Below are 13,270 nucleotides of genomic sequence, written 5' to 3' on the forward strand. Positions count from 1 at the left end.
CAAATAATTTGGGACAAAAAAAGTCATTCCCCTGTTTGGGGAATGACTTTTACTGACTATTTAGCTGCTTCTGCCTTGATGGCTTTCAGACGTTTCATTACGTCGTTTTCGCCGCGGCCGAAGTAATCGTGCAAGATGGCATATTCCGCAAACAGCTTGTCATATACTTTTGCGTTTTCTTCATTTGGTGTATAAAGAATATCTTTTTCATTGGCCAGAACCTGAGCAGCTTCAAATACAGAATCGTAGCCGCCCTCAGCAGCGCCTGCTGCTACAGAAGCCATAACCGCAGCGCCAAGGGCCGGGCCATACTCAGAGCCCGCAATGCGGATCGTTCTTCTGGTAACATCGGCGTAAATCTGCATCATCATGGCATTCTTCATGGCAATGCCGCCAGTTGCGTACAGATTATTGACCGTTACACCGCATTTTTCAAAGTTTTCAATAATTTCTCTGGTACCATAAGCGGTTGCTTCGATTAATGCACGGTACATTTCCTCTGGTTTTGTCTGCAGTGTCATACCGAGCATCATACCCGTCAGGTCGTTGTCGAGGAGGACGGAGCGGTTGCCGTTCCACCAGTCAAGCGCGATGAGTCCACTTTCACCGACCGCCATTTTTTCAGCTTTTTCGGTTAAAATCTGATGCAGGTTTAGGCCGCGTGCTCTTGCTTCTTTAGCGTATTCTTCAGGAACGCAGTTGTCAACAAACCATGCAAAATGATCCCCTACACAGCTCTGTCCGCCTTCGTATCCAAAATAACCTGGCAGAATACCATCTTCAACGACGCCAAAGACGCCGGGCACAATTTTTTCTTCTTTAGAGATCAGCATGTGGCAGGTGGATGTCCCCATGATCATGAGCATCTGGTCCGGACCGGCCTGTTTCATGGCACCCGGTACACCTGCATGAGCATCGACATTGGCAATGGCCACAGCGGTACCAACCTTAAGGCCTGTCAGCGCGGCACCCTTTGTGTCAATTTCGCCTGCTCTGCTGCCGATCGGTGAGATTGGGCAGTTTAATTTTTCTTCTACCACATTTTCAAACTGTGGGTCGAGTGCTTTATAGAAATCCTTTGACGGATAACCGTCTACTTTGTGATATAAAGCCTTGTAGCCTGCTGCACAGGAGTTTCTGGTCTGTTTTCCGGTCAGCTGCCAGATTACCCAGTCGCCAGCTTCAATGTAATAATCCATGTCTTCATATAATTCATGGTCTTCAACACAGATCTGCCACAGACGCGGTGTCATGGATTCAGATGACGCCTTGCCGCCATAGCGGGCCATAAAATCTTCTCCGCGCTGTTCTGCAATTTCAGTCAGTTTATTGGCATAGCTCTGAGCGCCATGATGTTTCCACATCATAACATACGCCATTGGGTCGTTCTTATATTTGTCTAAGAAGCACATAGGTGTGCCGTCAGCTTTTACCGGCAAGACTGTACATGCTGTAAAGTCAACCCCTACGCCGATAACATCTGCCGGGTCTACCTGTGTGCGTGATAAAACTTCCGGAACCGCGTTCTTGAAAACGTCCAGGTAATCCTGCGGATGCTGGAGTGCATAGTCCATTGGCAGCTTTGTGCCATCCGGCAGCTCTCTGTCCATTACCGCATGCGGATAATTGTAAAATGCCGAGCCAATTTCTTCCCCTGTTTTTACATTGACCACAACTGCTCTACCGGAGAGCGTACCGAAGTCGATACCGATTACATACTTTGCCATCTTTGTTATTCCTCCTCATGTTTTAAATGAACCTTTAACATGTTCGTTTGGATACTTTATGTTTGTATAATAGCACATTTTATAATAGAAGTCAACCGTTTACCTTTAAGCTACTTGCAATTAATCCTAAAATGGTTTATTCTATAGATAAGTGACACAAAAGAGCACATAAAGGAGACATAAACGATGTTAAAAGAACAAAGAGAGGAACAAATTCTACAACTTTTGGAACAACACGGCAGTGTAGAGGTTTCACAGCTCTGTAATCTTTTTGGCGTTACCAAAATGACGATTCGCAGAGATCTTGATAAATTGGAGAATGAAGGAAAAATTTCCAGAACACATGGCGGTGCTGTCTTAAACAATACAGATATTCTTTTGGAAAAACCTCTTTATGTGCGTTTAAACACAAATACCGAACATAAAGAGCGCATTGCCAGAAGAGCCGCTGCCATGATTTCAGACGGTCAGAAGATTTTTCTGAGCTCCGGCACCACTGTCTTTACCCTGGCGCGGCAGCTGGACAATTCCAGACGTCTGCTTATTGTGACCGATGGTCTCAACACAGCCCTTGAGCTCAGCAAGCGCACAAATATATCCATTATCATCATCGGAGGTGAACTGCGCAGTAACACCCTAGCAACAACCGGCAGTTTTGCAGAGGGAATGATCCGGGAATTTAAGTTTGAAACAGCTTACATCGGTGTAACCAGCATCGGCACAGACGGCTCTCTGCACCACGGGAGTCTGGTGGAAATCGGACTGTATAAAGTGCTGGCTGAAATCTCAAAGAAACTTGTGATTATGGCCGATTCCGACAAGCTTGGAAAGGATGACTTTGTCTGTGTAGGAAAATTAAAATCCGGCGACACACTGATCACAGACTCTGACGCAGACCCTGACATTGTAAAGCTATACCGGGATATGGGTGTTGAGATCATTCTGGCATAATTTTCGTTTTCGCAAATTCGCAAATATGCTATAATAGCATTAGGATTAATTTTGTCAAAGGATGTGACGCCATGAATACAACCCTTACGCTCAATAAAGCAATCCAGAACCTCTCAAAGGCCATTCAAATAAAAACAATTTCCAACAGGCCCGGACGTGTACCAGACTATCAGCCTTTCGATGATTTTATTGTCTTCTTGAAGGAGGCCTACCCTATCTGCCACGAGCATCTTGAGCACACCCGTGTGAATAATTATGGACTGGTTTACCGCCTGAAGGGTAAAAACCGCGATGCAGAGCCCTTGCTTTTTCTGGGGCATTATGATGTTGTTCCGACCGCCCAGGGCAGCGAATCGAAATGGACCTACCCGCCTTTCAGCGGTACTGTTGCCGATGGCTATATCTGGGGGCGCGGTGCTTTAGACGACAAATTCCAAATTATTGCTCTTTTCGAAGCACTGGAACGCTTTATTACCATGGAGCAGCAGCCTGAGCGTGATGTTTATCTCGCCTTTGGATTTGATGAGGAGGTTGGCGGAAACCTTGGCGCCTCCCGGATTGCTTCCTTTTTCAAGTCGCAGAATATTCAATTTGACTGTGTGCTGGATGAAGGCGGAATGTGTATTGAAGATCTTTTCCCGCAGATTAACCGCCCAATGGCGACTGTCGGCGTCGGCGAAAAAGGGCAGGCCAACTTAAGGGTTACCTTCTCACAGAAGGGCGGGCATTCCGCTGTGCCTTCACCGGGCAGCGCTATCTATCAGCTTTCAAGGCTTCTGGTCAGCATCGAAGACCATCCTATGCCTCCGCACCTCACCGAGCCGATTAAACAGCTGCTCAAAAAGGTCTCACCGGATGTCCATGGTAAAAGACGTCGTTTTTACGACCATATTGAGCTTTTAAAGCCTGCGCTCTATAAAGAGCTCTCAAAAGTACCCATGACAAACGCCATGATAAGAAGCACCATTGCTCCAACCATTCTGCAGGGCAGTGATATGGCTAATGTACTTCCAGGAGAGGCATCTGCTATTTTAAACTGCCGTATACTCCAGGGCGATACTGTGGAGGATATGATCCGGCATATCACCAGGCTCTGTGGCAAGAAAAAACCGGATTTTGAAATTTTGATGAATCATCCCCCTTCTGCATTCTCGGAAACTGATACCCAAGCCTACAGGCATCTGGAAGCCTGTATTTCTGTTATCTTCCCTGGCGCAGAAACGACGCCGACCATTTCACTGGGCGGAACAGACGCGCGTAAATACGATATTGTATCAAAAAATATTTATCGTTTTACCCCTGTTCAGGTCACTAAAAGTGAACGTGATGCCATGCACAACATCAATGAACGTATTTCCATTGAAAACCTGGGCCGGGCCATTACTTTTTACACCACGTTTATTCAAAATTACCGGTAAATCTCAAAAGACACAGAGGCTTTTCCTTTTGTGTCTTTTTTATTTTTTAAAATTATATAAAAACCGCTTGCGAGTTCTGTTTTACAGCGTTATCATAAGAACAGGTTTACATAATTAGGAGGAGAGAATGTATAAACGTAATTACCGAAACACTGAAGATGCTATCTCAATTTTAGGCTTTGGCTGTATGCGCCTGCCAAAAATCAACCCGGACAGACCGGAGATTGATGAAGTGGCCGCGCAGGCACTTTTTGACTATGCCTTTGAACATGGCATTAACTATTTTGACACAGCTTTTAACTATCATCAGCGGCTGTCTGAACCCTTTGTGGGCAAAGCTCTGAAAAAATATCCCCGGGATCAGTTTTATCTTGCCAGTAAGATGCCAGGTTTTCTGGTAAAAGAGGAAAAGGATGTCGATGAGATCTTTGAAAAGCAGTTAGAAAACTGTCAGGTAGACTATTTTGATTTTTACCTTTGCCATGCGATTTCGGATGAAAGTTTCAAGGTCTATGATGACTGTAACATTATGGAACATCTGCTGAAGCGCAGGGCTGACGGACAGATCCGCCATCTGGGCTTTTCCTTTCACGGCTCTCCGGAAAAGCTGGAGGAGCTGGTTGAACGTTACGACTGGGATTTTGTCCAGCTTCAGTTAAACTATGTGGACTGGAATGTTCAGAATGCCAAGCGCCAGTATGAAATTCTTGATGCACATGGTCTTCCATGTATTGTCATGGAGCCTCTGCGCGGCGGCACCCTGGCAGTCCTCTGTGATGAGGCGGCTGCTGTTCTTAGAGAGTCTGAACCAGATAAAAGTCTGGCTTCCTGGGGATTGCGCTATGCTGCCACTCTGCCAAATGTGCTCACTGTGCTCAGCGGCATGTCCGCCATGGACCAGGTCGCTGATAATATCTGTACCATGGAAAATTTTGAACCCTTATCCGAATCCGAGATGGCGCTTGTCAACAAGGCCGGTGATATCTTCACTAAAACAAAGACCATTCCCTGCACTGGCTGCCGGTATTGTATGGACTGCCCCTCCGGCGTAGAGATTCCAGGACTTTTCAAGCTCTATAATGAATATATGCTGGGCGAGGACAAAAATGATTTTGTCAACGGCTATAAAGCGCTGGGCCCAGAAAAGCAGGAATCACAGTGTACTGCCTGTGACCAATGTACAGAACATTGCCCGCAGAGCATTGATGTTCCTGAGGCCTTAAAAAAAGTGACCGCGCTGGCGGAAAAGCTTTTATAATAAACAAAAACCGTCCAGGCTTATCAAACAAGGCCTGAACGGTTGCTTTTATTATTGATTCATACATTTCTCAATAACATCAATCAATTTGTTAAAATCAATGGGTTTAGAGACATAGTCGTTCATCCCTGCTGCCAACGCTTTAGCCATATCCTCCGCAAACGCATTGGCCGTCAGGGCAATAATTGGTATAATTTTTGCTTGAAAATGCTCACAGTCACGGATCTCACGCGCCGCGGTATAGCCATCCATGACTGGCATTTGCAAATCCATTAAAATAAGCTGATAAGTGTAAGGCTCTGATTGCATAAAAATTTTAAGTGCTTCCTCTCCATTTTCAGCACATTCCACCAGATAACCTTTTTCTTCAAGTATTGTCTGGGCAATCTCCAGGTTAAGTGAATTATCTTCGACCAGCAGCAGCTTTATCTTGTCTGCAGCCTTTGATTTCTGTTTTTGGACATCTGCTCTCTCTGCTGGTTTCTTAATAACATCTGAATGGTCTTCCTCTATTTTCAAATTGAGGGTGACAACAAAGCGGCTTCCTTTCCCTTTTTCACTTTCAACCTGAATATTCCCCTGCATGGCGGCAACTATCTTTTGTGAAATGGACATTCCCAGGCCCGTTCCCTGGATCTTCTGAACCTGTGGGTCCTCTGCACGTGAAAAGGGCACAAAAATATAATCCAGAAAATCCTCATCCATTCCAATACCGTTATCCTCAACCGTAAAAACAAAGCTTCCATAGCCCGATATTTTTCCTGACACCTCCTGTACTGTTAAAAGGATCTCCCCGCCATTCAAGGTATATTTGATAGCATTGCTGATCAGATTTAACAGTACCTGCCGGATACGTCCAGCATCTCCGATCAATATATTGTGCTCAATATCCTTAATAATCACTGTTAACTCATGATTTTTCTCCGCTGCCTCTGTACGGACCATCGCGCTTATGTCCTCGATCACTTCACTGAGGCAGAAAGGTTCCTCTGCCAAAGCGATTTTCCCCTTTTCGATTTTAGACATATCTAAAATTTCATTGATCAATGCCAGCAGATGCTTGCTGGACAGGTTGATTTTTTCCAGACAATCCTTTACTTTTTGAGGATTATTGATCTGACTGGCCGCTATAGACGACATACCGATGATAGCATTCATTGGCGTACGGATGTCGTGGGACATTTGTGCCAAAAAGCTGCTTTTGGCTTCATTGGCTGTTTTTGCTGCTTCGTAAGCGGCAAGAAGTACTTTTCGGTTCTGCTCTTCCTGTTCCATCTCTTCCAGCTTTTGTTCATTGATGTTCATATTGGCAAAGATGACCTTTGTCACCTCACCATCCCGTATTTCTGCAATACTAAAACGTGAACGTACCCAATAAAGCCCATCTGGATAAATTCTCCGAAAGTCAATCTCGTAAACCGGCTGCTCCAATGAGAGCGCATATCTCAAAAAATCAGGACTGCCCGCACGATACATTTTTTCCTGATCTGCCTTATAGACATATTCCCTGACAAATTTTGAATAGTACGTGTCAAGACTTCCTTTTGGAAACTCACGACGCTTCCGAATAACTTCTTCCTGCCAGATGGCCTCCTCGGTGTTGTTTTCCAAATCAAACAGGTAAATGGAATAATAGCATTGGCATAAATTGGACAGTATGTTTTCCCTCTGTTGTGCCTCCTGTTTATCATCAATGTTTCTCAGCATTAATATAATGCGCTCCTCATTGTCCTGGAAAATCCTGACTGCATAATAACTGTAATAATGCAGGATTTCTCTCTCTTTATTCCAAAGTCTCAGAACACCTTCAAGATAACCTTTTTTATCATAGCATTGATTGTCAAAGACATTATCAAAGGCCTTTTTATCCTCCAACGGCATCATTTTAATTAATTGTTGATAAAAATCTTCATAATTTCCGTGTTTTAGCAAATGAAGCAGTTCGCCATTATAGTGAATGCAGTGATACTCAAGCCGTTCAAAATCCAGGCATATAACCAGTTTATAAATCTGTGATAAAGCAATTTGTGTGGTTGTGTCATCAATCTTTTTTTCCATCTCCACATCTTGCTCATCAAATGCGATAATAACCCACGGATACTCAGGCGAATACTCGGACGAAGGCATGATTTTGGTGCGCCGCCACCTGCCCTGTCGATTCCGGTACAAGACCTCACTCTGTTTTTCACCACTTCTTATACGGCGCCATATGTTTTCAATCCCCGCCGTTTCCAAAAAAGCTTCCTGGTACTGCGGTGCTACCTCCGCTATTGTATAGTTTTTTATGAATCCTTCATAGTCCGAAAAATCCATCTGTAATTTTCGAAAAACCTCAGACTGCTTTATCGCTTTATAAGTCTTATCCTGAAGATTACACAAAAAGATTCCCGTATAGCTTTTACTGAGCGTCTGTATAATCGTGTCATATTCTCTTTTAAGCATCACTGTATTCGTGATGTTTTGGTGATAACCTCTCAGACACAGGCCTTTTTTATAATTCCAGTCTCTGACGCCCCCACAACGCACATAGATTCTTCCCCATTTTGGATGCTGCCAGGGGTACTGTACCTCTGCCCGGTCATCCTGGGCCATTCGCTCTACTGCACTCTCTACTACCGGGTAATAGTCCTCATCAATACGATTATACCACCATTCATAACATATCTCCGGTGTGGGGGTTTCGGTAAAACCCAGTAAGTCTAACATCGATTTGTCTGCATACATTCTGGGTTTTGTTCCTTCCTCCAGCTCAATAACCCACAGCCCTGTCTGTGCTTCATGCAGCACCTCCTGCATTTTATTCATATCCTTAAAATGGTCAAGCATATCCTTTTCCCTTTCCTCTATCCGCATCCTTTATAAGCTCCCTTCCATATCTTTTGAAGGGATTTTAATATTAAGTTTATTATACTATAAAACCGCATTAAAACCGAATAAAAAAAAACAGGGCAATGCCCTGCATTTATTTTTTAATTTCCAGCAGCTTCTGCTTCAGCTCGCTTTCAATTTTCTGCATTTCAACTTCAGCGGCCTGGCGTTTTTCCCGGCCTTCAGCCTGAATTCGCAGAACCTCGTCAAAGGTAGAAATCAGTGATTCATTTGTGTGCTTCAAGGTCTCAATATCCACAATACCGCGTTCAGATTCTTTGGCGGTTTCAATGGTTGCCATCTTAAGGGTATCGGCATTTTTCTTAAGAAGCTCGTTGGTCATATCGGTAACCTGTCTCTGGGCCTCTGCTGCCTGACCCGAATGGACAACCCCCAGCGCCAGCACCATCTGGCTCTTCCAGAGTGGAATGGTATTAACGAGTGAAGACTGGATCTTTTCCGCCATCAGAATATCATTATTCTGAACCAGGCGGATCTGTGGCGCCATCTGCAACGAGATCATACGGGTAAGCTCAAGGTCATGAATTTTCTTTTCAAAGCGGTTACACATGGCTGCCAGGTCGTTGGCTGCCTGGGCGTCCTCTGGTAAACCGCTGGCCTTAGATTTTTCCACCAGCGCTGGCAACTCTTCGCTCTGCGTTTTAGCCAGCTTCTTTTTACCTGCCAGAATATACATGGACAGTTCTTTAAAATAGGTTTTGTTAACCTCGTACATTTTATCCAGCATGGCCACATCCTTCATAAGCTGGATCTGATGACCTTCCAGAATTTCCGATATTTTATTAACATTTGTTTCTGCTGTTGCGTATTTTGCACGCATGGCCGTGATCTTATTGGCGCTTTTTTTAAAAAAGCCGAAAAATCCCTTTTCCTCCTCCTGGACGTCAAAGCTTTTGAGCTCAGTGACCATATTGGTGAGCATATTACCAATTTCACCAAGGTCTTTGCTCTTGACGCTGTCCAATGCAGTCTCCGAAAAATCAGCAATTTTTTTCTGTGCACCCGCACCGTACTGCATGATCATATTGGAATTGGTAAGCTCAATCTGCTGTGAAAAGTTTTCCACCATTTGGCGTTCTTCTGGCGTCAGCGTATTTTCATTAAAGGCTGCATCCTCCACAGCTATTTCTTTTACGGTCTCTGGCATCGGCTCCTTTACTTCCTCAAAGGGGTCAAAAGTCAGGGTCGGCGTAACGGTTTCAAAATCTTTTATTTCATCACTCATTTTACTTTCCTCCAGTGTTAAAGTCTTTTTCTGTCAGGCCTTCCTGGGCCAGCATGGTTTCAAGTACTGTAATATCGGTTGAGATATCCATTGCCTTGTCCTGATAAAAGCTGTCGAGCAAATTTTCAAAGGCATAATTGATGGTGTCCAGTGTCTCCTCGATCTCATGCTTTGCGCTCCGGATATTCTCTCCCTGGATAGGCTCCGCGTCCATTTCACGGTAGGCATTGACCAGCTTCAGGGTCGTTGGCAGATAGTAGCCCATAAATTTGCGGGTTTCGGGAAGCTCATCTGTATGGTTTTCGACATACTCAAAAATTTTGCAAAGTATGATTTCCAAACGGTCAAGCTTCTGCGAGATCACTTCCCCTGAAATGGCCTCATTAGCCTCTCGGATCTGTTCTATACTTTCCTTGCCTTCTTCTATGAGCAAACGTGTTTCTTTGAGAATCGGATTTTGAGCCTCCATTCTCTGCTGCCGTTCTACTTCTTCCTTTAGCCGGCGTTCCTCACGCTCGCGCAGACGGACGCCTTCCTCATATTTTTCATAAGCATCGTAGGCTTCATCGCTTAACAGAAGATAAGTTTTTTCATCATTGATCCGCCCTTCCGGGAACATGCCCGAGCGAATCATTCTCAATAAATCCTTGACGACAAACTTATCATTTTTTCCAACACTGGATGCCAGCTGTTTTACGGAGATATAGGCCTGCCCGTTAAGGGTGCGCACATACTCATAAAACCGCTTTACCCGGCCTCTGGATTTTGTTCCTGTTACGGCTAGGATAATGCATATAATCAGCAGGGGGATCAACACCCCCATGGATACGCCCATTGCAATAAGACTGCCGGATATACCGACGGCAATCCCCACAGCCGCCAGAACAAAGGCGCTGAATCCTATCCCAAAGTACCCCAGGACCATCATAATGATACTGGATATTTTACCAGCCGGTGACTTTGCCACCGGTGCACGCAGCGGCCGCTCTACCACCTGCGTCTCTGTTTCTGTTTCTTCTTCATCGTCAATCCTGGCACTTGTTTCATACCATACGGCTTTACCTCTCTGCACACCTTTTTTTACTTCTTCCAGTGCGCTGTTCACCGTATTGCTTATATTTTTGTTGAGCTGTTTAAAATCCGTCGAGTTTATGGCTTCCTTCACAATGGATTTAATTTCCTCGCCAAGATTGGAGTAATCATTCTTAGACACTTTTTTCCTCCATAATATTCATGCTGTAAAACAATTATATCCCATAACACTTAAAATAACAATTTGAAATTGCTAAAACAGGCGGTTTGCAAGGTTTTATTAAACAAAAACACAGCCGTCAGAGGCTAACGCGGCTTTCTGGCGGCTGTATTTTTATCGGATCACCTGATTATGGATATCCTGCATTCTCACATCGGTTTCTGCAATGGTGTCTGCGCACTCCTTCAGCTCACGGGCCACAGACTCCGGAATGTTGGCAGAATCCACAGCCTTATAACGAAGCTGATGTTCCAGGCTGGCCCAGAAATCCATAGCGATGGTCCGAATCTGAACCTCTACCTTGACCATCTCCTTATGGTCAGAAAAAAACACCGGCACCTTTAAAATTAAATGCAGACTTCGGTAGCCGTTGGGCTTTGGCTTTTTTATATAATCGGTAACACGGACAAGCTCAATATCATCCTGCGCCTTCAAAAGATTTTTAACAGCGTAAATATCTTCAATATACGGACAGATGATACGAATCCCTGCGATATCATCCAGATTTTCCCGGGCGGACTGGACGCTCAGGTCAAACCCCTTGCGGTCCAGTTTTTCAACAATGCTTTTGGGCGATTTTACTCTGGACTGGATGGTGTGGATCGGGTTGCGCTCGTGGGTAGACTGAAACTCGTCATTCAGAATCTCAAGCTTCGTACGAACCTCCTTAATCGCTGCTGTAAAGGTATTTTCCAAATCATATAATTCCTTGATTAAAGCCTGAGCCACCTCATAGGGGTCTGTGGTATCGTTTCCAACAAATACCTCTGCCTCAACCTTCTTTAGTATATCCACCATGGGTGTCTTATCGGTTATTTTTGTATTTAGCATACTATCTCTCCTGTTGTGATTATAAAGCAATCTCAATAACAAACTCTATTTTAATATCTTTCGCTTAATTTTTCATAAAATAAATTAAAAAAGCAGACGCTTTTTTCGCATCTGCTTTTATTCTACCATTCTTTTGAGAAGGCTTCAACCTCTAAACAGGCATTATTCACGATCTCCTGTGTTTTATCCGGACATTCCTCCATGCCCTGGGCGTAAAGCACAGAGACATCCTTAATCCCACACAGTCCAAGGATTCCTTTAAGCCAGTCCACACCATAACAGTGCATGATGGGATTATCGGTGTTACAGGTACCGCCGCTGGCCAGCAAAATCAAAGCTTTTTTATTTTCCAGCATGCCGACCGGCCCTTTTTCTGTATAGCGAAAGCTTTTGCCTGCGCGCATGACCGCCAGTGAGTAGCTGACCATCTTCGGCGGAACAATCAGGTTCCAATGCGGCAGTGCAAAAACAGTTCTGTCCGCCGTCATAAATTCCTCACAAAGGTCGTCGATTTCTGTGTAGACGCCATTATCTCCGTCAGACTGCCCATTAAAATAAGCAATCAGCTCTTCGTCAATCTCGGGAAGTTCCAGACGGCTGAGATCAATACGCTTAAGCTGATCCTCTGGATGCGCCGCCTGATAGTTTTTCATAAAAATATCTGCCAGTCTGCAGCTGACTGAATCCTCAGCCAGGGGACTGGCTGTTACAACTAATATTTTTTCCATTTTTTACCTATACCCTATTCTGTGGATTCCCTTCAAGCCAGCAGCGAATATTATCAAACACAATGACTGCTCGCTTGTACAGGGATTCTTTTGTGGCGTAAGCCACATGTGGTGTTAGAACCGTGTTCGGTGCGCTTAAAAGCGGGTAGTCCTTTGGCAGCGGCGGATCTTCTTCGTAAACGTCAATACCTGCGCCGGCCACCTTTCCCTCTTTTAGCGCGTCTGCCAACGCCTCATTGTCAATAACGCCGCCTCTCGACGTATTGATTATAATGGCTTCGGGTTTCATAAGCGCCAGCATATCCCGGCTGATCAGTCCCTGTGTTTCTGGACTTACAGGAATATGAAGCGTTACAATATCGCTCTGCTTGAGGAGCTCCTCTAAATCCATATATTTGATACCCATTTCCAGACCCTCTGAGCGAACGGTCCGGCTGTAGGCTAAAAGCTCACATCCAAAAGCTTTTCCAATTTCTGCCACCTTTAAGCCAATGGCGCCGGTTCCTACGATTCCCAGTTTTTTGCCACAGAGCTCATGGCCGATCAAGCCTCCGATGGTCCCGCCATTACGCGTTTCGTGGTCACAGGTCACAATATAGCGGTAGACATCAATCATAAGCCCAAAGGCCAGCTCGGCCACCGCATTGGTCGAATAGCCCGCCGCATTGCACAGAATAATACCCCTTTCCTTACAGGCGGCAACATCTACATGGTCAACCCCTGTAAAGGCAATATCCACCAGCTTTAGATTTTTGCAGGCGTCAATAACCTCTTTTCCAAAGGGCTGGTTGGCCAGTACGACAACATCGGCGTCCTTTACCCGCTCAATCAGCTTTTCTGTGTCGGTTTCCCGGTTTTCATAAGCAATAAACTCATGCCCGTCCGCACGGAGCAGCATGCTCAATGTCTGCAGTGCATCCTCTGTAATGCCGAGGGGTTCCATTATTACAATCTTCATCGCTCGTTGCCTCCGAATCCTTATTTAATCCTA

General features: G+C 44.9%; 10 protein-coding genes. 3 read left to right on the top strand and 7 right to left on the bottom strand.

Translation table 11 applies throughout. From position 1 onward, the window contains the following. Positions 1-56 precede the first annotated feature (56 nt). Positions 57-1,727: a ribulokinase gene (locus tag BUC22_RS02885; RefSeq protein ID WP_013379672.1), complete on the bottom strand. Its 1,671-nt coding sequence runs from the start codon at positions 1,725-1,727 to the stop codon at positions 57-59. 186 nt (positions 1,728-1,913) lie between these two features. On the opposite strand from BUC22_RS02885, the gene BUC22_RS02890 reads away from it, so the two are divergent. The 3 genes from BUC22_RS02890 (at position 1,914) to BUC22_RS02900 (ending at position 5,354) form a co-directional block, all read left to right on the top strand. Continuing rightward, positions 1,914-2,678, top strand: coding sequence for a DeoR/GlpR family DNA-binding transcription regulator (locus tag BUC22_RS02890; RefSeq protein WP_013379671.1), 765 nt, complete (start codon positions 1,914-1,916; stop codon positions 2,676-2,678). 71 nt (positions 2,679-2,749) lie between these two features. Then, on the top strand, positions 2,750-4,096 hold the full coding sequence (locus BUC22_RS02895; protein ID WP_013379670.1) for a M20/M25/M40 family metallo-hydrolase: 1,347 nt from the start codon (positions 2,750-2,752) through the stop codon (positions 4,094-4,096). A gap of 127 nt (positions 4,097-4,223) precedes the next feature. Then, on the top strand, positions 4,224-5,354 hold the full coding sequence (locus tag BUC22_RS02900) for an aldo/keto reductase (RefSeq protein ID WP_013379669.1): 1,131 nt from the start codon (positions 4,224-4,226) through the stop codon (positions 5,352-5,354). A 51-nt stretch (positions 5,355-5,405) separates the two neighbouring features. Here the strand turns inward: BUC22_RS02900 and BUC22_RS02905 are convergent, their stop codons facing one another. The 6 genes from BUC22_RS02905 to BUC22_RS02930 form a co-directional block, all read right to left on the bottom strand. Continuing rightward, positions 5,406-8,207, bottom strand: coding sequence for an ATP-binding protein (locus BUC22_RS02905; protein WP_013379668.1), 2,802 nt, complete (start codon positions 8,205-8,207; stop codon positions 5,406-5,408). A 109-nt stretch (positions 8,208-8,316) separates the two neighbouring features. Next, the gene (locus BUC22_RS02910; protein WP_013379667.1) at positions 8,317-9,468 is read right to left on the bottom strand and encodes a toxic anion resistance protein; all 1,152 of its coding nucleotides are present in this window, start codon (positions 9,466-9,468) and stop codon (positions 8,317-8,319) included. Position 9,469: 1 nt separating this feature from the next. Further along, positions 9,470-10,681 carry a 5-bromo-4-chloroindolyl phosphate hydrolysis family protein gene (locus tag BUC22_RS02915; RefSeq protein ID WP_013379666.1) on the bottom strand — a complete coding sequence of 404 codons (1,212 nt, stop codon included), beginning with the start codon at positions 10,679-10,681 and terminating at the stop codon, positions 9,470-9,472. A 153-nt stretch (positions 10,682-10,834) separates the two neighbouring features. Continuing rightward, positions 10,835-11,551 carry a GTP pyrophosphokinase gene (locus BUC22_RS02920; RefSeq protein ID WP_013379665.1) on the bottom strand — a complete coding sequence of 239 codons (717 nt, stop codon included), beginning with the start codon at positions 11,549-11,551 and terminating at the stop codon, positions 10,835-10,837. A gap of 122 nt (positions 11,552-11,673) precedes the next feature. Next, entirely contained in the window at positions 11,674-12,279 is a 606-nt protein-coding gene (locus tag BUC22_RS02925) for an FMN-dependent NADH-azoreductase (protein WP_013379664.1), read from the bottom strand. 7 nt (positions 12,280-12,286) lie between these two features. Further along, on the bottom strand, positions 12,287-13,237 hold the full coding sequence (locus BUC22_RS02930; RefSeq protein ID WP_013379663.1) for a 2-hydroxyacid dehydrogenase: 951 nt from the start codon (positions 13,235-13,237) through the stop codon (positions 12,287-12,289). Between the last annotated feature and the right edge of the window lie 33 nt (positions 13,238-13,270).

Source organism: Eubacterium callanderi, assembly GCF_900142645.1.
GTDB classification, from domain to species: Bacteria; Bacillota; Clostridia; order Eubacteriales; family Eubacteriaceae; genus Eubacterium; species Eubacterium callanderi.

Excerpts from the sequence above, each read along its gene's own strand:
- BUC22_RS02885 (WP_013379672.1), bottom strand. The coding sequence starts at position 1,727 with ATGGCAAAGTATGTAATCGGTATCGACTTCGGTACGCTCTCCGGTAGA.
- BUC22_RS02890 (WP_013379671.1), top strand. The coding sequence starts at position 1,914 with ATGTTAAAAGAACAAAGAGAGGAACAAATTCTACAACTTTTGGAACAA.
- BUC22_RS02895 (WP_013379670.1), top strand. The coding sequence starts at position 2,750 with ATGAATACAACCCTTACGCTCAATAAAGCAATCCAGAACCTCTCAAAG.
- BUC22_RS02900 (WP_013379669.1), top strand. The coding sequence starts at position 4,224 with ATGTATAAACGTAATTACCGAAACACTGAAGATGCTATCTCAATTTTA.
- BUC22_RS02905 (WP_013379668.1), bottom strand. The coding sequence starts at position 8,207 with ATGCGGATAGAGGAAAGGGAAAAGGATATGCTTGACCATTTTAAGGAT.
- BUC22_RS02910 (WP_013379667.1), bottom strand. The coding sequence starts at position 9,468 with ATGAGTGATGAAATAAAAGATTTTGAAACCGTTACGCCGACCCTGACT.
- BUC22_RS02920 (WP_013379665.1), bottom strand. The coding sequence starts at position 11,551 with ATGCTAAATACAAAAATAACCGATAAGACACCCATGGTGGATATACTA.
- BUC22_RS02925 (WP_013379664.1), bottom strand. The coding sequence starts at position 12,279 with ATGGAAAAAATATTAGTTGTAACAGCCAGTCCCCTGGCTGAGGATTCA.
- BUC22_RS02930 (WP_013379663.1), bottom strand. The coding sequence starts at position 13,237 with ATGAAGATTGTAATAATGGAACCCCTCGGCATTACAGAGGATGCACTG.